Annotated in this window: 18 protein-coding genes and 2 pseudogenes; 7 read left to right on the top strand and 13 right to left on the bottom strand. The window is 50.3% G+C overall.

Going from position 1 to position 20,326, the window contains the following annotated elements:
• Positions 1-44 precede the first annotated feature (44 nt).
• The 5 genes from A0U94_RS14515 (at position 45) to moaB (ending at position 6,058) form a co-directional block, all read left to right on the top strand.
• On the top strand, positions 45-671 hold the full coding sequence (locus A0U94_RS14515; protein ID WP_167369414.1) for a DUF1826 domain-containing protein: 627 nt from the start codon (positions 45-47) through the stop codon (positions 669-671).
• Entirely contained in the window at positions 590-1,165 is a 576-nt protein-coding gene (locus tag A0U94_RS14510) for a Fur family transcriptional regulator (protein ID WP_338030064.1), read from the top strand. The genes A0U94_RS14515 and A0U94_RS14510 overlap by 82 nt, the downstream gene beginning before the upstream one ends.
• Before the next feature lie 106 nt (positions 1,166-1,271).
• The gene (gene thrS / locus A0U94_RS14505; RefSeq protein WP_371818978.1) at positions 1,272-3,074 is read left to right on the top strand and encodes a threonine--tRNA ligase; all 1,803 of its coding nucleotides are present in this window, start codon (positions 1,272-1,274) and stop codon (positions 3,072-3,074) included.
• Between the two features lie 374 nt (positions 3,075-3,448).
• The gene (locus A0U94_RS14500) at positions 3,449-5,536 is read left to right on the top strand and encodes a S46 family peptidase (RefSeq protein WP_077804052.1); all 2,088 of its coding nucleotides are present in this window, start codon (positions 3,449-3,451) and stop codon (positions 5,534-5,536) included.
• An 18-nt stretch (positions 5,537-5,554) separates the two neighbouring features.
• On the top strand, positions 5,555-6,058 hold the full coding sequence (moaB, locus tag A0U94_RS14495) for a molybdenum cofactor biosynthesis protein B (RefSeq protein ID WP_077804051.1): 504 nt from the start codon (positions 5,555-5,557) through the stop codon (positions 6,056-6,058).
• A gap of 39 nt (positions 6,059-6,097) precedes the next feature.
• Here moaB and A0U94_RS14490 read toward each other — a convergent pair whose 3' ends face one another.
• The 5 genes and pseudogenes from A0U94_RS14490 to hxlB form a co-directional block, all read right to left on the bottom strand.
• Positions 6,098-6,604 (bottom strand): transposase, encoded by a 507-nt coding sequence (locus tag A0U94_RS14490; RefSeq protein WP_235993402.1) that lies wholly within the window; start codon positions 6,602-6,604, stop codon positions 6,098-6,100.
• Between the two features lie 46 nt (positions 6,605-6,650).
• Positions 6,651-7,390, bottom strand: a pseudogene (locus A0U94_RS14485) (transposase).
• A gap of 124 nt (positions 7,391-7,514) precedes the next feature.
• Complete coding sequence (locus tag A0U94_RS14480) at positions 7,515-8,627, bottom strand: S-(hydroxymethyl)glutathione dehydrogenase/class III alcohol dehydrogenase (protein WP_077804050.1); 1,113 nt, start codon at positions 8,625-8,627, stop codon at positions 7,515-7,517.
• Between the two features lie 27 nt (positions 8,628-8,654).
• Positions 8,655-9,284, bottom strand: coding sequence for a 3-hexulose-6-phosphate synthase (gene hxlA / locus A0U94_RS14475; protein WP_077804049.1), 630 nt, complete (start codon positions 9,282-9,284; stop codon positions 8,655-8,657).
• Positions 9,285-9,288: 4 nt separating this feature from the next.
• Positions 9,289-9,867 (bottom strand): 6-phospho-3-hexuloisomerase, encoded by a 579-nt coding sequence (gene hxlB, locus A0U94_RS14470; RefSeq protein ID WP_077804048.1) that lies wholly within the window; start codon positions 9,865-9,867, stop codon positions 9,289-9,291.
• 102 nt (positions 9,868-9,969) lie between these two features.
• Here hxlB and A0U94_RS14465 point away from each other — a divergent pair, with 102 nt between their 5' ends.
• Complete coding sequence (locus tag A0U94_RS14465) at positions 9,970-10,899, top strand: LysR family transcriptional regulator (protein WP_077804231.1); 930 nt, start codon at positions 9,970-9,972, stop codon at positions 10,897-10,899.
• A gap of 32 nt (positions 10,900-10,931) precedes the next feature.
• Here A0U94_RS14465 and A0U94_RS14460 read toward each other — a convergent pair whose 3' ends face one another.
• Positions 10,932-11,837 carry a LysR family transcriptional regulator gene (locus A0U94_RS14460; RefSeq protein WP_077804047.1) on the bottom strand — a complete coding sequence of 302 codons (906 nt, stop codon included), beginning with the start codon at positions 11,835-11,837 and terminating at the stop codon, positions 10,932-10,934.
• Between the two features lie 138 nt (positions 11,838-11,975).
• Between A0U94_RS14460 and A0U94_RS14455 the strand changes: the two genes are divergently transcribed.
• Positions 11,976-13,055, top strand: coding sequence for an IS5 family transposase (locus A0U94_RS14455; protein ID WP_077804046.1), 1,080 nt, complete (start codon positions 11,976-11,978; stop codon positions 13,053-13,055).
• 446 nt (positions 13,056-13,501) lie between these two features.
• Here A0U94_RS14455 and A0U94_RS14445 read toward each other — a convergent pair whose 3' ends face one another.
• The 7 genes and pseudogenes from A0U94_RS14445 to A0U94_RS14405 all read right to left on the bottom strand — a co-directional run bounded on the left by A0U94_RS14445 (position 13,502) and on the right by A0U94_RS14405 (position 20,314).
• Complete coding sequence (locus A0U94_RS14445; RefSeq protein ID WP_077804044.1) at positions 13,502-13,885, bottom strand: type II toxin-antitoxin system VapC family toxin; 384 nt, start codon at positions 13,883-13,885, stop codon at positions 13,502-13,504.
• Positions 13,882-14,178, bottom strand: coding sequence for a type II toxin-antitoxin system Phd/YefM family antitoxin (locus A0U94_RS14440; RefSeq protein ID WP_167369413.1), 297 nt, complete (start codon positions 14,176-14,178; stop codon positions 13,882-13,884). The genes A0U94_RS14445 and A0U94_RS14440 overlap by 4 nt, the downstream gene beginning before the upstream one ends.
• 45 nt (positions 14,179-14,223) lie before the next feature.
• Positions 14,224-14,862 (bottom strand): tyrosine-type recombinase/integrase, encoded by a 639-nt coding sequence (locus A0U94_RS14435; RefSeq protein ID WP_077804043.1) that lies wholly within the window; start codon positions 14,860-14,862, stop codon positions 14,224-14,226.
• 605 nt (positions 14,863-15,467) lie between these two features.
• Positions 15,468-16,546, bottom strand: a pseudogene (locus A0U94_RS14420) (IS5 family transposase).
• Between the two features lie 252 nt (positions 16,547-16,798).
• Complete coding sequence (locus A0U94_RS14415) at positions 16,799-17,725, bottom strand: LysR family transcriptional regulator (protein ID WP_077804040.1); 927 nt, start codon at positions 17,723-17,725, stop codon at positions 16,799-16,801.
• Between the two features lie 33 nt (positions 17,726-17,758).
• Positions 17,759-19,354: an OprO/OprP family phosphate-selective porin gene (locus tag A0U94_RS14410; protein WP_149026834.1), complete on the bottom strand. Its 1,596-nt coding sequence runs from the start codon at positions 19,352-19,354 to the stop codon at positions 17,759-17,761.
• 27 nt (positions 19,355-19,381) lie between these two features.
• Positions 19,382-20,314: an AEC family transporter gene (locus A0U94_RS14405; protein WP_077804038.1), complete on the bottom strand. Its 933-nt coding sequence runs from the start codon at positions 20,312-20,314 to the stop codon at positions 19,382-19,384.
• Between the last annotated feature and the right edge of the window lie 12 nt (positions 20,315-20,326).

The following is a 20,326-nucleotide window of genomic DNA, read 5'->3' as shown; positions in this document are numbered from 1 at the left end:
ATATGACTCCACCCGCGCGCGCGCCGAAGGAAAGTCTCGGCGCCATGCTATTCATTGAGAGCTGGCCCGCGCCAACAATCGACCCACCGGAAAACAGTACTCTGGGCCGTCTTGCACCGCATGTGGTCGCCTGTGCCCACGCGACAGTCGTGATGGATCTGCAGCGACCGGATGTCGATATGGTCGTGTGGGGGCGCCGGATTCCGGCAACATGGGAAGGAACTCTCACAAACTGCTCACAAGCCCCATCTGCTCTCACTCTCGCCGGCACACCTTCGGAAATCGCAGATTCCCTTGTAAACCCGGCTTTACATCAGGACTGGTCTCCCCTCATCCTGACTGATGTCAGGGACTTGTCCGCACTGTTCGGTGCGCTGACAGGAGGCGTCCGGCAGCACATCCAGCTAATAACGCCATCCCGTGGGGAGACTGCGTTCGAGTTGCCCCCCGATGCACTTCGGCTGATCTGCGCCTATGGAAGCGCTGGACCAGAGTGGTGCGGCAGCCAAAATCCAAAGAGTGGTATTGTCAGTACCCTGACACCGTTCGCAGTAGTGTTCATTAAAGGGGCGGCTGAAGGCAAACTCGGATGCCTTCATCGTCTCCCGGCAAATATCGCAAACGGTGCAAGGCCTGGGCCGGTCCTCGTGATGGATACAATTTCCCGATGATAGAGCGTGTCATGCCGCCGTCTCGCGACGCACGTCAAGGTTGCGATGCCTTCAAAAGGCGGACCACGTCTTTACGGAATGATGTACTCGACGTGCTGACGAAGGCAAACGTCCCACTTTCGGCTTACGACATCCTACGGTGTGTCAGTCATTCGAATTGCCCGCGGATTGCTCCGACTACAATTTACCGGGCTCTCGGAAAGCTGATTGCCAGCGGGTTAGTGGGACGGCTCGAAAGTCGAAATGCCTTCGTGCGGATCTGGGCAAACGATCCCTCTCACCTCGTCTACTGTATCTGCGATCGATGTGGTGCCGCGCAAGCGGTGGAAAATACGCTATCCTGTCAATTGATCGACGCTGCGGCCGAGACCCTTGGATTTCAGGTCCGGCATCGGGTCATCGAAGTTCAGGGCGTCTGCGCACGATGCAGCGTCTGCCCGTCTTTCTTGCCGACACAACAAAAGCACAAGCTTCCGACACGCGCGCCCAAATGAACCGCGCCCCCTCGCCGCTCTTCTCCGTTAAGGCTCTCTCATGTTACCGACCACCATCTCTTCCCGTCCTTCATCCCACCCACCAAAGGATATGCTCGCCTGCCGTGTGAACGGCATTATCAGCGATCTTTCCTCCACAACTGGTGACCAACGGGCTGACCCTGTCTTCCGGTCGGACGCCGATGCGCTTTCCCTGATCCGTCACGACACGGCCCATGTTCTGGCACAAGCCGTCAGTGAGTTGTATCCCGGCACCGCGCTTGCGACAGGGCCCGCCACGGAACAGGGATTTTTCTACGATTTCGCCGCTGAGCACGCTTTCACCGATGATGACATCGCTCGGATCGACGCACGGATGCACGAGATCGTCGACCGGGACGAGCCGATCATCCGGGAGGAGTGGGATCGCGAGAGAGCACTTGCCTGGTGCCGGGAGAATGGACAGCCCTACAAGGCCGAGATCATCATGTCCCTGCCTGCTGATGCCACCCTGAGCTTTTATCGACAAGGCGACTTCGTCGATCTCTGCCGAGGGCCACATCTCGTCAGCACAGGACAGATCGGACACGCCTTTCGACTTCTCGGTACGGCTGGTGCCTATTGGAAAGGTGATCGAAGCAATCCAATGCTGCAGAGGATTCACGGAACGGCCTGTCGTGATGCCGACGAACTCGCCGCGTGGGAGCAGCGTCAGGAAGCAGCAGCACGGCGTGATCATCGTCGTCTCGGCCGCGAGATGGATCTGTTCCATTTCCAGGCCGAAGCTCCAGGCGCGGTGTTCTGGCATCCGAACGGCTGGACACTGTTCCAGACCCTGCTCGCTTATCTGCGCGAACGTCAGAAGGCCGAGAACTATGTGGAGATCAATACGCCCGACATCATGGATCTGTCGCTCTGGCAGGCCTCTGGCCATTGGGAAAAATTCGGGGAGAGCATGTTCACCACCGAAACCGAAGGCCGTACCTACGCCCTCAAGCCTATGAATTGCCCCGGTGGTGTGCAGGTTTTCCGCCAAGGCCTGAAGAGCTATCGCGACCTGCCCCTGCGGATGGCCGAATTCGGCAAAGTCCATCGCTTTGAACCGTCAGGAGCGTTGCATGGCCTGATGCGCGTACGTGCATTCACGCAGGATGACGCACATATTTTCTGCACACCGGAACAGATGGAGGCCGAGACGCAGCGGATCTGCCATCTCGTGCTTTCGATCTATAAGGACTTCGGTTTTGAAGATGTCCGTATCAAATTTTCCGACCGGCCTGACAAACGTGTCGGATCGGACGAGATCTGGGATCGCTCGGAGGAAGCGTTACAGCGCGGGGTCGAAGCTTCAGGCCTCTCCTACACACGCAATCCAGGAGAAGGCGCTTTTTACGGTCCCAAGCTGGAGTTCGTACTGCGTGATGCAATCGGCCGGGACTGGCAGTGCGGTACCGTTCAGGTCGATCTCAATCTGCCTCAGCGTCTGGACGCGCATTATATTGGCGCGGATGGAGAAAAACATCCGCCCGTCATGCTGCATCGCGCCCTGTTCGGTTCGCTTGAACGTTTCATCGGCATTCTCCTTGAACACCATGCCGGCCACCTGCCTTTCTGGCTTGCACCCATTCAGGTCGTGGTGGCAACAATCACCGGCGCTGCAGACGATTACGCAGTCGATCTGATTAAAGCGCTCCGCCAACGTGGAGTCCGAGCAGAGCCCGATTTGCGCAATGAAAAAATCGCTTACAAAATCCGCGAACACAGCCTCGCGAAAGTACCCATGTTGCTGATCGTCGGGAAGAAGGAAGCACAGGCAGGCACCGTGTCTATCCGGGAATATGGAAGATCAGAAACACCAATGTTGGACATGGAATCCGCTATCAATTTAATCGCCAAAGCATCGGAGTCTCGTTTGGCACAAGTCTTTTAGCTTATCGACACGATTTCTTTGGTTGTTAGATATCATTGGGATAAGTGATTATACGAATAATATTTATAATAATTTCTACATTTCTGACTTCGCCCCGACATCTATTTCGAAATCCCAATATATACAAAGAGGCTATTGATTATTTCTACGCAACTTAAGTCCGGGATCGAATACGTTAGTCTTATGCTTGACGAATATTGCGATGTCGGGTTATTTGTGATGTTATAACGTAATGATAGCCACCGAAAATAAAGTGTTTCGACGCGAGTTAACATACTAAAATTCGTTAAACAAGGAACGGGAATTATTACAATGTAAAACGTCAAGTAAAGTTATGTTTCCGTATCTTTAAGGTTCTTAATTCGGGTTTATTTATGAGAAAAAAATCAATTTTGTTTGCAATTATTCCTGCGTTTATTGGATCTGCTCAGGCTGAAGAAGGCATGTGGACGTTTGATCATTTGCCTATTCGGCAGATGAAGCAGCAATATGGGTTTGAACCCTCTGTCGAATGGATTAACCATGTCATTCAGTCTTCGGCACGCTTGGCGGAAGGCTGCTCTGCCTCGTTCGTATCAGGTGATGGTTTGGTGATGACAAATCATCATTGTGCCAATACGTGTCTCACGGATCTGTCTGACAAAAATCACGATTATTTCCATGATGGTTTCTCGGCTCGAGAGGTCTCAAAAGAGCCTCAGTGTCCGGGGATGGAACTGGATCGTCTGGATCAGGTGAAAGATGTAACGGGTCGTGTCGCAGAAATGACCGCAGGAAAACATGGTGCGGAATATGGCAAAGCTTTGCAGGTTGCCAATAGTGTCCTGACCAAGGAATGCGCGCTGGGTGATGCCTCACACTGGCGTTGCGATGTCGTGACACTCTATCATGGTGGACAGACGGCGCTTTATCGTTACCGCCGTTATCAGGATATCCGTCTCGTGATGGCGCCCGATCAGGATATAGCATTCTTTGGTGGTGATCCCGATAACTTTACATTCCCGCGTTATGATATTGATCTATCGATGCTGCGGGTGTTTGAAGACGGCAAGCCGGTTCATACGCCGTTTTTTAAATTCGATCCAAAGGGCCCCAAGGCTGGTGATCTGGTTTTCACATCCGGAAACCCAGGACGCACACAACGGTCCCTTCCGGCCAGCGCATTGGCATTTCAACGAGATGTCAGTCTGCCAACCATTATTGCTGCTTATTCGACCCTTGAAGGAGCGCTGTGGCAGTATTCCAGAGAAAGCAAGACCCACCTAATTGACGCACAAAATACGCTTTTCGGTGTTCAGAACGCACTGAAATCTCTGTCTGGTACAGCAAAGGCTTTGCGTGAACCTGAAGTGATAGAAAAGCGCGAGGCGGAAGATCAAGCCCTTCAGGCGTGGATTGACGCAGATGCAGAACGTCGCAAGACTTATGGTGATCCGTACAAAAAAGTGGAAGCCGCTCTTGCTGTGCAGCGTCAGTATTATGTGCATGATTTTGCCATAACACGCACAGTTCATGGTCTGCTGGGGGACGCTGTTATGCTGGTGTCAGCGGCGCATGAACGAAAGAAGCCAGATACAGAGCGTCGGTCCGGTTACCATGATGCGGAATTAGCCGCACTTGAAACCGAGATCGCTGCGAAAGTGCCGGTGCATACTGAATTGGAAACTACGACTTTGGCGTTAGGTATGACGACCATGCGCCAGATACTCGGTGAGGATGATGCAGCGGTCCATCTGATTCTGGGAAAAAAAAGCCCGGATGAGCGCGCCGTAGAACTGATACAGGGCACGAAACTGGCGGATCCCGCAGAGCGTCTCGCGCTTTACAAAGGTGGCGTCAAGGCCATTGAATCATCCAAAGATCCAATGATCGTTCTGGCACGTCACTTAGAGCCGGTTCTGGACACGATCCGCAATCGCAGCCGTGACCAGATTGAAGCACCGATGCACGAAGCCCAGGGTACGATTGCACGGGCCCAGTTCGCGCGTGCTCAGGCAGAAGGAAAGGCAGATACACTTTATCCGGATGCCACGTTCTCGCCGCGACTATCTTACGGCACAGTTAAAGGCTTCCAGGATGGCGCAAAGGTCATTGCACCCTTCACGGATTTTGCAGGGATGTACAAACATGCAACGGGCAGTGATCCGTTCCGTCTGCCGCAAGTCTGGTTGGATGCGAAGCCACATCTAAACCTCTCTACGAAGCTTGATTATGTGTCGACCAATGACATTGTCGGCGGCAATTCAGGCTCCCCTGTTATTAACCGTCAAGGCGATGTCGTTGGCCTGATTTTTGACGGTAACCTCGATAGCCTGGCGGGCGATCTTTATTACGACATCGAGCGCAATCGTGCTGTTTCCACGGATACAAGTGCCATCATGGCTGCATTGAGGACGGTGTATCACGCTGATGCTCTTGCTGATGAACTTGAGACGGGGAAGCTAAAGTCGCGTCCGGAATAAAAGTGGAAAGATAATAACTTGAACAACTCTATACCCGTTCGGATTGCCATTCTGACTATTTCAGATAGCCGGAATTTAGAAACCGACATTTCTGGTAAGATCTTGGCCGACAGAGTCATGGAGGCAGGGCACGTTCTTGCGGCTAGGTCGATTGAAATAGATGATATCAATCGAATTACTGACGCGCTCAATATCATGATCGATAATAAGGATGTTGATGTTATAATTACCACAGGAGGAACTGGATTAACCAAACGAGATGTCACTCCGGAAGCATTCGATCTGGTTTTAGATAAATACATTCCCGGTTTTGGAGAGCTGTTTCGAATGTTGTCTTATAAAAAGATAGGGACCTCTACAATACAATCTAGATCCATGGCGGGAGTGTCCCGTGGGAAATTACTATTTGCGCTTCCCGGATCACCAGGCGCAGTCAAAGATGGGTGGGATGATATTTTAAAATATCAGCTAGATAGCAATCACAAACCGTGTAATTTTGTCGAAATTATTTCAAGGATATAAATAAACCCGCAACTGTGTCTAAGCGGCGGAGCTAATGCGCTATGGCACTCCGGTTTTGAGGATAGCGATTGTGACGAGACGCCGTGCGATAGCGACGATCATCAGTTTATGTGGTTTACCCCGCTGTTTCATGCGTTCGGCGGCAGCTTTCAGAACAGGATTATGGCAGGCAGCTGTTAATCCTGCCTGGAACAGCACGTGGTGGAGAGATCTTCCTTCCCCTGAAATGACACGTTTTCCGCACATTGCACCACTATCGTGAGCCATTGGCGCAAGTCCGGTCATGGCAGCGGCTTCTGTCGCTGTCATGCGGCCGAGCTCTGGCATTTCTGCGAGAAGCATGACGACTGATACCGGGCCGATACCAGGAATGGAACGGAGAAGCTGTGCTTTGGCGGAGAGTTCTTCTGCCTCTGCGATAACGATTTCAATCCGTTGTTCAAGCTCGCGGATCTGGCTTTCGCGAAATACTTTGGGCTGTTGTCCATATGGAGGGATCGAAGAACCGTTTGTTGATGTGCCTTGGTTCTGATTCTGCGATGGCATCCGGTCTGCATTTTGAGCAGATTGGGGGCTGTTACCCGCTGGATGACTACGCGCTCGCGTTGATCGGCTCCAGGAAGAGGAAGCGGCGCATGTTGTAGACGATATTGGCGAGCCCGATCCTCATGGTGGCCCGGGTAATATCGAAAGTTCGGACGAACAGCCCTGTCTGTGATTTCTGATCGGCAAAGACGTGCTCGACGCGGGATCGGATCACGGACTTTCCTGCATTGGACCGCTGGATATGGAGTGGCCAGATCCGTTGTGGGGATCGTCCCGTCATCCTGCCGCTTCGCCTTCATGAACTTCAGTGTCCAGCGCGCATGACGATCCTTGTGCGACAGCTTTGCCGGCTTGTCCTGCCAGTCATCGAGGATACGTCCTGCCCGGAGGTCGGCGTTCTCAGTGTTCGTATTGCGCTGCTTTGGAGCGGCTATCAATGCTGCATCCAGGATCTGGCCTGACATCGGCAGAGAGCCTGCGTTCCGCAGGGTTGTATCAAAGCGATTGAACAGACCCTCGATCGCTCCCATCTGCGTCAGGCACTCACGGAACAGCCAGACCGTTTTGGCATCAAGAACACGATCTGAAAGCCCCAGCCCAAGGAAGCGCATGGACGACAGGCTATCGTCCGCCCGTGCTTCCATCGGAATAGGCCAGAGCCTCCTCCAGATCAGGACGGAACACTGCAAAATCCACAATCTGGGAAAAGGCTTCGAGCTGATCACCAAGCCCGCTCAACCGGGCAAGCCGCTCTTCAACATCAAACAAACCAGACTGCTTCATCATCCACGCCCTCAATCAATTCAGGAGAAATGGAATCACACAGATAAACTCAAAACCAGAGGGATTTTCGAACCCTCTAGCTTATTCAAGCCCGAAATTGTCCGGACAGACGGGTCCACCTATTCCCTCAATGGAAGTGAATAACTGACCGAATAGATTTTCCTTCATGCATGAGATCAAAAGCCTTGTTAATCTGATCCAGATGCATCGTGTGCGTGACGAAGGGCGCAAGTTCAATATCCCCCTTCATAGCGTCTTCGACCATAGTCGGAAGCTGGGAACGTCCCTTGACACCGCCGAAAGCAGAGCCTTTCCAGACACGTCCTGTAACCAGTTGAAACGGACGTGTCGAGATTTCCTGCCCCGCTCCGGCGACACCAATAATAATAGACTGTCCCCATCCACGATGCGCGGCCTCCAAGGCTGAGCGCATGACATGGACATTGCCAATACACTCGAATGTGTGATCGATGCCCCAGCCACTCATCTCGATCAGCACCTCATGAATTGGCCGATCAAAATCTTTGGGGTTCAAGCAGTCTGTAGCACCAAACTGGCGTGCTAACGCAAATTTTTCCGGATTGGTGTCAATGGCAATAATGCGCCCTGCTTTCGCCTGCCGTGCCCCTTGAACCGCAGCAAGACCAATACCGCCCAGGCCGAAGATCGCAACGGAATCCCCCGGCTGAACATTGGCTGTATTATGCACTGCGCCAATACCCGTCGTGACACCGCACCCTAAAAGGCAGACGTGTTCGGGATTGGCCTCAGGATTGATCTTAGCCAACGAAACTTCTGCAACAACCGTATATTCGCTAAACGTCGAGCAGCCCATATAATGATACAGAGGCTGACCATTATACGAAAAACGCGTTGTTCCGTCAGGCATCACACCTTTGCCCTGAGTGGCACGAACAGCAATGCAAAGATTGGTTTTCCCAGACAGACAAAACTCGCATTTCCCACACTCCGCCGTGTAAAGCGGGATCACATGATCTCCTGGGGCAACACTTGTGACACCTTCGCCAACCTCGACGACAATGCCAGCGCCCTCGTGCCCCAGCACAACTGGGAAAAGCCCCTCCGGATCATTGCCTGACAGGGTGAACGCATCTGTATGACAGACGCCAGTATTCGTTATCCGAATGAGCACCTCTCCTTTACGGGGAGGCGCAACATCAATTTCGACAATTTCAAGCGGTTTCCCTGCTTCAAAAGCAACAGCAGCCCGTGACTTCATGTTCAGCTCCTTAATTATTTTATTGCTTCATTTGATGGCACTGCGCAGTCTTCGGGCTGCGTCCTGAGGATCCTCCGCGTCATAGATTCCCCCTCCCACGATAGCAACTTCGGCACCTGCATCCCGAACTGTCACGATTGTAGAAGCATTGATCCCACCCGCTACGGCGAATGGAAGCACGCTTCCGGAAATTGTCTTGAGCAGATCAACAATGCTGTACCCAGGTAAAGATTGCTCATCCAATCCCGCATGGAGTTCGACGTGAGAAACCCCCAGATCTTTTAGTTCGGAAATCCGGGAGAGACGGTTCTGTGGAGGCACACCAATCAAATCAGCAACGACCCGTTTTTGATACGTATGTCCGGCTTTAACGGCACCTGCGATCGTAGCATCGTTCGCAAGGGCCAGCACGCCAACGGAGTCAGCCCCCGCTTCAAACGCCATGGTGGCTTCAAGCTCCCCGGCATCCATTGTTTTATAATCTGCGAAGAGTTCTTTCTCTGGATAAGCAGTCTTGATAGCCCTGAGAACCGCTAAACCCTCTGCTTTGACGAGCGGTGTACCAATTTCGATAATATCAACATATGGCGCAACCTTTCCCAGCAGAAGGAGAGCATCTCGCGTGCGCAGAAGATCCAAAGCAATCTGAAGTTTCATGACATTATTCCCAATTTGCGTGACGGGCCCAAAGCACGTCCTTTTCGAGGTGGTTGGCCTGCCAGATGGCATGAAAGAGGCTGTCCAGAACCAGAATGGCCGCCTGTTCGAACAGCGACCCGGCGTACTGAACCGTGGATCCTCTATGTGAACTTTGCTTCCCAGCAGCATCTATGATGATCGAGACAGTCGCGATCTGGCTCAAGGGACTGTCCGCTGCTGTGGTCAGGGCAATCACATCTGCTTCCGCACGGACCACTTTACGAGCGATCGCGAGCATACTGTCCGTGCTCCCGGATCCTGACGGAATAATTACGACATCTCCGTAACTTACGGCCGGTGCCGTTGATTCAGACAGCATGTGGACCTTCAGTCCGAGATGCATGAACCTCATTGCGTTCATTCCCATCCCAATGCCACTGCGACCGGCACCTGCAAAATACAGGCGCGGCGCAGATGCGATCATGCGTGCTGCCCTTTTACAGTTCTCAATACGTACAGAGTGTAAGGCATGAGAAATCTCAGTCACGATTGTCGACAGAGCGTCGGAAACAGCCTTCGTATCGGGCGATATAAACGCCATGCTTCCCCTCCCCTGATTCTTTTTGATTGACTGGCTTATCTGCCCCAGAGCCGTTGCCAGAAGATAAGAGAACAGCCAGGATCAAACAAACAAATGAGGTCAATGGTGGGTATCGATCATATCAATTTGGCTGGGCTCGATTTGAATCTTCTGATCGCTCTGGATGCTCTTCTGGAAACGGGAAGTGTGACAAAAGCTGGAAAGCTGATGGGGATCGGCCAATCTGCCATGAGCCATAATTTAGGGCGTCTTCGAACTCTTTTTGGAGACGAACTGTTGACACGACATGCGGGCGGCATGCGACGCACCCCGCGCGCAGAAGCTCTCCGCCTACCCGTGCGAGAGGCCCTCAGTAGTCTTCAGGCTTTGTTAGGGCGTGAAACACCATTTGATCCAGCCACAGCTGAACGTCTTTTCAGGATTGCAGTCCCAGACAGTATCGAAATGCTTCTGATGCCTCGATTTCTAGCGTACCTTCAGGAAAAGGCTCCAGGAATTCGCCTGCGCCTACATAACGTTGATCCTGAATCCGTCCTCAATACGCTAGATGAAAACAAAATCGATCTCGCGATTAGTATAGGACCCTTCAGTGGTGCACAAACCCACCATAAAAGCCGTCTTTTAATGCGGGATGAATATCTGGTTCTCTTCAATTCTCATATCACAAAATTAAAAACACCACTTTCTCTCGACGATTTTCTTAAATTCCCACATCTGCTGACAAGCTTGCGACCTGGGGAGCATGGTGTGGTTGATAAGGCCTTGGCGCTCCTGGGATTGAGCCGCTCAATTGCCCTGACAACGCCAAGATTTATGAGCGTTGCTCCTTTGCTCGTGCAGGCTCCCGTGATAGCGACCATGCACAGCCGCCCTGCGCAAATGCTGGCAAAGATCTTCAATCTTACGACCAGTCCGCCTCCTGTAGCACTCACAGATGTCAGGATCGACATGATCTGGCATGGATCCTACGGAGACGATCAGGCGCACTGCTGGATACGCGACACGCTATGGAAGATGGCGCAAATCCCTTAAAAATTTGTTCCTCAGTTATGACGGTATTATTTCTAAGAAACAGGAAGATGATATCTCATGGCTTCTACCAACGCTGCAAAAGCTGGTGAGTGTAATCGCCTGCTGGGATAATACAGATAGGGGCCTTCACACTCTAAGCTCCATTCAGAAAGCACCTCAACCAGTTGTCCCATTTCAATATCGGGCTTTGCCAGATCATAAGGAACGTAGCCCAACCCAATCCCATCAATAGCAGCACCGAGGACCAACATAGAGTTGCTAAACGTTGTTTGTCCTGCCACACGAAATGCGATTTCGCGTCCTGTCGGTTCACGAAACTCCCACTTCAGGTTTCCTCCAGCAGTCGTCATCCGCATATTAATACAGTTATGACGGCGCAAATCATGAGGCGTTGCAGGGGGCAGATGACGGTGAAAATAATCCGGTGATCCTACGACGCAAAAGCGCCAGTCGGGGCCCACACGCGTCGCGACCATGTCTTTCTCGATGGCTTCCCCGATACGGACTCCTGCATCAAAGCGTTCTGCAACGATATCAACAAAAGCGTAATCCATGCTGAATTCGATGTTGATGTCGGGGTATTGTTGGAGAAATTCGAGAAGTTTAGGTCGAAACACCAGTTCTATGGCCGCATCGGTGCATGTGATACGAATTGATCCGGCAGGCTTGCTACCAAGAGACGCAACTGAGTCGAGTTCGGTAGAGACCTGTTCAAGAAGGGGCCCGACACGCTTTTGAAGCTGCTCTCCGGCATCGGTAGTTGCAACATTTCTGGTCGTTCTAGACAGCAGGCGAACTCCGAGCCTTTCCTCAAGTCCTCTCACCGTGTGGCTCAAGGCTGAAGGCGTGACACCGAGCTCGGCAGCGGCTCGCGTAAAGCTTCGTTCCCTGGCAACCGCGAGAAAAGCCGTCAGTTCATTGATATGATCGCGTGGCATTGCTGAGCTTATTTCAAAGGTTCATGCACGTTATATGCTCTAATCGAGTTCAGCAAGATGGAGGGTTCGAAAAACCTTCTGGATTTGAGGGTTCCTCTGTGATTCCATCTCTCCTGCGTTGATTGGGGATGATGGCAGATGAAGCAGCCGAGTTTCTTTGATGTTGAAGAGCGGCTGGCCCGGTTAAGCGGGCTTGGCGATCAGCTTGAGGCATTTTCCCGGACTGTGGATTTTGAGGTGTTCCGCCCCGATCTGGAGAAGGCTCTGGCCTATTCAGATGGGAGCAAATGTGGACGACCGCCGTTTGATCCCGTGTTGATGTTCAAGATTCTGGTGATCCAGACGCTGAACAATCTGTCCGACGAGCGAACGGAATATTTGATCAACGACCGCCTGTCCTTCATGCGTTTCCTCGGTTTGGGACTGTCGGACCGGGTACCTGATGCCAAAACGGTCTGGCTGTTCCGTGAGCGTCTGGCCCAGGCGGGAGCTATTGAAAGACTGTTTGACCGGTTTGATGCCACTCTGCGGACCGCCGGTTATCTGCCAATGTCCGGCCAGATCCTGGATGCGACATTGGTAGCCGCCCCAAAGCAGCGCAATACGAACGCTGAGAAAGCTGACCTCCGGGCAGGGCGTATTCCTGAAGATTGGCAGGACAAACCCGCAAAGCTGTCGCATAAGGACCGTCATGCGCGCTGGACACTAAAGTTTACCAAAGCGAAGCGGCAGGATGACGGGACGATCCCAGCCACGGACCTCGCCATTCCGTTCTTTGGCTACAAGTCCCATGTTTCCATCGACCGGAAGTTCCGGTTCATCCGGAAATGGAAGACAACGGATGCTGCTGCCAGTGATGGTGCCAGACTGCGCGAGGGCCTTCTGGATAAAACCAATACGGCCTCAAGCGTCTGGGCTGATACAGCGTATCGCTCGAAAGCCAATGAGGACTTCATGGACAAGCAGGGCTTTGTCTCGAAGGTTCACAGGAAAAAGCCGCATCTCAAACCTATGCCCCGGCATATCCAGAAATCGAATGCTGGAAAGTCGGTGGTCCGATCTCGTGTCGAGCATGTCTTTGCCGATCAGAAATCGCAAATGGGTCTGTTCGTCCGAACTGTCGGTATCACCCGGGCCACCATGAGGATCGGTCTTGCCAATATTGTCTACAACATGCGCCGCTTCCTCTTCCTCGAAAGATTGAACGCGAGCGCGTAGTCCTCCCACTGGCGATGGACCGCGATCTGCTCAAAACGCAGAGCGAAAGTCACCCCCGAAACCCTCAATCAAAGCGCCAAAAAACTAAAATCATCAGACAATCGCATCAACAAACAGTTCTTCGATCCCTCCACCTCGTAAGATTGATCTTCGCCACAAAAGTCTGGACGAGCAGCACAACAAATAACATTCACCGATAAGTTCGGATGGTAGCAGGATCCACGTCGAAATGGGGCACCAGTTTGTAATGCCGCCCCCCGAATCTCATCATCTTGCAGCGTCAACTCGAATATTGATTGCGACAACCCCATTTTCCATAAACTGGGCGGAAATCGCTCGAAAGCGCACGCGGGGAAAGCGTTGTTCAGAGAAGCGAATATCTTGTGTCATTTGAACCACCGTTTTCTGGACAACATGCGTAATTTGTTAAGACACCAACCGAACAGCTATGAACAGCCTATCCTTTCGATTGAGTAATGCGTCATCTGGCTATCTCCGGACAAAAATGACGCCTGTTCACACAGTGCCTGCGCCATAAGCAGATGATCAAAGGGATCGCGGTGATGCATGGGTAGGCCCATCAGCACTTTCAGGTGCTCGGGGGTAATCTGCAGAAGCGCGAAACCCTCTGTGGGAATAGCATCGGTGATCTCGATAAGATCTGCATCCAGCTTCCCGATCCGGATCTTGATAGCAATCTCCCAAAGAGAGACAACACTAACCAGAATGTCATGGGCTGGATCTGCAATGATCTCGCGTGATGTAGGCCCCAATTTTTCGGAATCTGACAACCACCATAGCAGTGCATGTGTATCGAGCAGAACCTTCACAGGACCCCATCCATGCTGTCGAGCATATCCTGCGGCGTCTGATCGAAATCATCACTCAGCTTGATCCGCCCGCGCAGCGCACCTGGCTGGCGACGGGGACGATAGGACGGGGACGGTGGGCGCAGTTCGGCCACGATCTCATCATGGGACGTGACCAGAATCGTGCTACCTTGTCGCGCCTGACGAAGGTAGGCGGTCAGATTGCCGCGGAATTCTCTTACGCCGATTTTCAGTGGCTTGCTCTGGCTGCCAGAAAGCTGTTCGCTCATGTGCCCCTCCCTATGTGTCATCATAGCATGTACACATAGGGAGGGAGCAAGCGGCAAACGTAGGAGACGTCACAGGTCCGTCGCCTCCGACAAAGCCAGGGCATCTTCAACATCGACACCCGGATATCGAACCGTGCTGTCCAGCTTGGTGTGACCCAGCAGGATTTGCACCGCACGCAGATTACCTGTGCGCTTATAGATCATCGCGACTTTCGTCCGACGCATGGAATGCGTGCCGTATTCGCCGGGGATTAAGCCAACCGCCTCCACCCACTCGTCCAGCAAACGGGCATATTGCCGCGTGCTCAAATGTGCCTTCGCGCTCAGGCGGCTGGGAAAGACAAAATCCTGGAGTGAGCCACCACGATGCTCCAGCCAGGCGCGGACACTCTCGCGCGTCGTTTCCGTGATTTCGAATTGAACCGGACGCCTGGTTTTCTGTTGCACGATCATCGCGCGGCTCCGGATCTGACCGCTGGTAACGACATCGCCGATGCGCAGCGTCACGAGATCGCAACCTCGGAGTTTACTGTCGAGGGCAAGATCGAACAGCGCTCGATCACGGATCCTGCCCTCATGGACCAGCCAGAAGCGGATGGCCCAGACGTGTTTCTCTTTCAGCGCCCGTTTGGCGCCGACCATTTTGCCAGCGTTCCAGGGGGTTTGGGTTTTCAAGGTGGGTGATGGGAAGCGTATGCCTTGTTCCATGACACGTTCTCCAGAAGGGCTGCATGTATGCAGCCGAGCGGAGAATGCGCTCGGGCGGGAGGAAACGGCATCAGTTCATGGTGATTGCGGACTGTCCGCTTAGGGGCGTGGCGAATGGGAGGCTGTATGTCCGGCATATAGGCGTAAGCGGACCTGCTGCTTTCGCCCTCATCTCAGACGTGGGAGAGCTGCCTCATGCTTCCTCGAAGCGGACGTGGCTCATGTCGCGCGAGGAATAGTCGCCGTCAATCCCGGAGCCGTTCACTTCAGTCATTCCGCTCCGCATCCGCGACGATTCCACTTTGGCTTGAAGGTCCGGATCAACCCTTCTTCTAAACCGGCGACAGGATCGACGGGCAATACGCCATTCAGCCAGAGGGGATCTTCAGGTACAATCACATAAATATCGACGTCTGTGCTGTGAGAAAGCCTTTCCAGAACTGCCTCTCGGATACGACTGGCTGTTCGCAGGTGGAGGGATCGAAGAACCGTTGGTTGATGTGCCTTGGTTCTGATTTCAGGCTTTTGGCGATTTGATTGACGGTTTTTGGGAGATCTTTTGATCTGCGTTTTGAGCAGATCGAGGATTGGCACCCGCTGAATAGCTACGCGCTCGCGTTCAACCTCTTCAGGAACAGAAAGCGCCGCATGTTGTAGACGATATTGGCCAGGCCGATCCTCATGGTGGCCCGGGTGATACCCACGGTTCGGACGAACAGAGCCGTTTGCGATTTCTGATCGGCAAAGACATGCTCGACACGCGACCGGATCACCGCTTCCCTGCGTTGGACCGCTGGATGTGGCGGGGCATGGGCTTGAGATGCGGCTTTTTCCTGTGGACCTTTGAGACAAAGCCCTGCTTTTCCATGAAGTCTTCGTTGGCTTTCGAGCGATACGCGGTATCGGCCCAGACGCTTGAGGCGGTATTGGCTTTATCCAGCAGGCCCTCGCGCAGCCTGGCACCATCACTGGCAGCGGCATCTGTCGTCTTCCATTTCCGGATCAGTCGAAACTTCCGATCGATGGAGATGTGCGATTTGTAGCCAAAGAACGGGATGGCGAGGTCCATGGACGGCATGGTTCCATCTTCCTGCCGTTTTGCTTTCGTGAATTTCAGCGTCCAGCGCGCATGCCTGTCCTTGTGGGACAGTTTTGCCGACTTGTCTTTCCAGCCTTCGGGGATCCGTCCTGCCCGGAGATCTGCCTTCTCAGCGTTTGTATTCCGCTGCTTTGGAGCTGCCACCAATGTCGCGTCCAAGATCTGGCCTGACATGGGCAGATATCCGGCGTTGCGCAGGGTGGTATCAAAACGATCAAACAGCCTTTCAATCGCACCAGCCTGCGTCAGGCGCTCGCGGAACAGCCAGATTGTTTTGGCGTCCGGCACACGGTTCGACAGTCCCAGACCAAGGAAACGCATGAAGGACAGGCGATCGTTGATCAGATACTCTGTCCGCTCATCAGACAAATTGTTCAGCGTCTGGATCACCAGAATCTTGAACATCAGCACCGGATCAAATGGCGGACGCCCGCCTTTACGGCCGTCCGAATAGGCCAAAGCCTGCTCCAGATCAGGGCGGAACACCTCAAAATCCACAGTCCGGGAAAATGCTTCGAGCTGATCGCCAAGCCCGCTCAACCGGGCAAGCCGCTCTTCAACATCAAAAAAGCCAGTCTGCTTCATAGCGCCATTCCCACAGTCAGAACTGGACAAATGGAATCACAGAGCTGGTTTCAAAACCAGAGGGTTTTTCGAACCCTCCAAATGGGTCTGTTCGTCCGAACTGTCGGTATCACCCGGGCCATCATGAGGATCGGGCTCGCCAATATCGTCTACAACATGCGCCGCTTTCTCTTCTTGGAGCGCATCAACCAACAGTTTTTCGATCCATCCACCTCTATTCGAACTATCTATATTATAACCGTACAGACTATATCATATAGTTTGTATTGTAGTATCTATATTATCTTTCGCAAACAATTTTAGCTCATCAAGAAAAATACGAACACTCCTTTTTACATATGACTTCGAAGGTAATACAGCATATAAAGATATAATTTCTCCGTTATAATTAGGAAGTATTCTTACAAGCTTTCCTGTTTGTAAGCTCTCCGATAAATCCCAATATAATTTATATGCAATTCCGTTACCGGAAAGTGCCCATCTATGTATAATCTCTGCACTCGTACTGCTAAATTTGGGCTCAACCTTAATGATAAATGATTCTTCATTGTTTTCCATCAACCACTGATTAATAGCTTCCATGGTTTTATAACGTCTCAAACATAGACATGTATGCTGCTGAAGCTCTTGTGGAGACTTGGGCTCACCATGTATCCTAATATATTCAGGAGAAGCACATGGCACACGAATAGTCGATGCAATTTTTGTGACGATTGCGCTTGAAGACTCTGGAAGTCCTATACGAATAATTATATCTAAATAGTCATCGAAATTATATGAGCCTTCAGTCGCCACTGCAAGATTAACATTGATGTTCGGATATTTCTTCACAAATTTTTCAACGAATGGCGCTATTTTATTTGATCCAAGCTCTAATGGAGCACCTATGCTTAAAAAGCCCTCAATTTTTTTGTCTGAAGAAGAAATTCTATAATCAAGTTCATCAATATCTGATAATATCAATGATCCTTTTTCGTAGTAATAATGCCCATGATCGTTTAAATGAAAATGTCGTGTATTTCTTTCTATAAGTTTTATTCCGAGTCTTTTTTCTATTTTACTTAGACGCCTCGAAACAGAAGGTGGTGTTACACCAAATCTCAGTGCCGCGCTTGTAATACCGCCTGCGTCTACCAGGTCGACAAAAAATCTTAAATCGCTGATTTCTTCGAGACTCATCTTCAGTATTCCACAGCAACCGAAATTTCGATATTAGAAGGTTATAGACATTCTTCCACCGAGAGTATTACCGGAATTGTAACCGATATACAAACCATGTGTATTTAAAACATTAGCATGCGTAAAATTAAACATAAAACGAGCGTAATTCAAAAAATACCAATTAACTCCTAATGTAACGGTAGATGCATTCGAACTACCCAAGCTCCGGGATACACTCGCACGATCATATCGAAGAGAAACTTCCCACGCACCCAATCCGCCTTGTGTTACTGGATGGAGAACTCTTGGTGCAGCCCAAACACCTGAATGCGCGAAGTAATTAGGCGTCTCACCCGTCAAAAAAACGCCTCCTTGAACACTAAGGGCCTCTTCGGAGCCAGATTTTCCGGCCCAAAGAGCATAATTTGGATACGATGAATACGTGCGCCTTAGCGATAACTTTCGTAAGCCAAACTCGAATAATGCCCAAAAAGATTTCCAAATACCAAAAAGCTCAACGCCACCAGATAAAGAATGAGAAAGAGGAGCTGTTGGTCCGACCTGAAAATTAAATGCGTTATCCGTATAATTTAATAAATTCACGTTCTGGGTAAAATTTTGTGTCGGTTTTGAATCTTCGTAGAACCCCCAAAACCCTAAATGAATTAACGATACCTTATCCTTGAAAGGTATATAGTGAGCACGCAGAAGATACGTTAAATCATCTCTAACGTTGTTAGTATTATTTGTTGAATTGACTTGATCGCCAGATATTTGCGTCGCAATATGCCAGTTTTTACCATATATCTTATATGCACCGCCTAAGCCGTACCAACCCATCATGGGCACTAACAGATTGGCAACAATATCTCTATTAAGAAATACGGTATCACTCGACCCCGTAGAGCCATCAAAACCTCGTTCAGAAAATTTATTTCCGATTGTGTATTCTGATAGTAACCCAGCTGTTTTGTCAGTCCAGGTTGCAAATGCACTCATGAGTTGCAATGTATTGCTAGAAAAATCCCCTTCCAATACCCACGATAAATTACGGGCCCTACCTTGAACCCCTAGTCTAGCCGCGCGAAGTATTGTTCTTGAAATATTTTGTTGCGGAAAGCGGCTCGAAAACGACGCACCATAATCTGCCAATATTCGACCACGAACTCTGAAGCTATAATTGCCATCAGGCGTCGAGAACGATGGTAAACCTTTTCCCCATTTTAATACTAAACCATCAAACTCAGTAGTTCTATTTGGTATTTGTGATGATATACCCAAAATAGAACCGGAATTTGAAGGCATATTTGAGACGGCTCCAAATGTTCCTGGAGGAGATGCAACCAATGGAAAATTTATATAATTATTATTAATTTCTCTATGTGAAATTTTAACAGACCTAAACTTCTTCTGCTTATAATATGGAATGTCTAATATTGAATGATCATTATAATTATTTTTTACTTTCTGCTTTTGATAGGAATGCCCTTGCAGTTCAATAATTTCTTTTTCTAAATATCTAATTCTTTTATCTTGTTTTTTTAATTCATTGACCAATTCAGATATTCCTGAATTGGTCTGGGCGAACGATACGGATGTTGAAATAAAAAAAGACAAAAATGAAAAAATGAAAAAAGATTTTTTCATCGTAATAATTGCCAAATCTTTATTTATTCACGATGTGAGAGCTATGAGTGCTCCCATCGTGAATATGGACACCACTGTAGAAAAGAATACGGTTGATGCGGCCTCTCTCTCACCTTTTTTAATTTGATTTGATAAAATCACTATCACTGATGCTGAAGGCATAGCAAATGTTAATACTGCTTCCCTTAAGTAAAAAGGAGAAAGGTGTGCAGCAATAGCTAACCCCCATGCGACCATAGGTGCTGCGATATTTCTGAAAAATACCGATGTAATGACCATCTTGTTGATCATTGGTTTCATAAGGCAAAGTAAAATGCCAGCTGCGAACATCGCAGCTCCGCCAGTTGTCTTTCCAAGCATTATGAAAGAAATATCAAGTAATCTTGGAATCGGAATACCTGATAAAACCCAGATAAATGCGCAGAGTGGTGCTAAAACGACAGGTTGTTTTAGCGCATTTTTCAAATGAGAAACCCAATTCTCGCCATTCCCCATAGTCTCCTTATTGTCACTAGACAGTAAAAAAAATACTACAGGAATAAGAATAACATTTATTGTTAAGCTCGCCAAAGAAACGGCAAGCGCACTTTTCCCACCGAAAAGAAATCCCAAAACAGCAGATCCCACAAATGGGACCGACGGATTTCCGATAGCCAAAGCCTGAAGTGTCGCAAGCGACACTGATCGCTTAAAAACAAAACGCGAAATCCAATAGGTTATAAAAAAGCTGCCAATCATCCAGAAAATAATAATTGCTGCAAAACTACCAGAATGTAAAATTTGCGTACGATCAATTTTAGAAATTCCAACAAATAAATCCATTGGAAGTGCAAATTTAAGTACCATTCGATTTATCGCAGTTGCTTGATCGCGATCAAACATACCCATAGAAGCACCGAGATATCCGAGCATCATCGATATTACAATCGGGAAAATAGCTCCGCAAATAATCTCTAACATACGCTCTCTCCA

The organism is Gluconobacter albidus (assembly GCF_002005485.1).
In the GTDB taxonomy this organism is placed as follows: domain Bacteria; phylum Pseudomonadota; class Alphaproteobacteria; order Acetobacterales; family Acetobacteraceae; genus Gluconobacter; species Gluconobacter albidus.
Note: the sequence above shows the minus strand (reverse complement) of the source record. Positions and strands in the feature narration are given on the sequence as shown.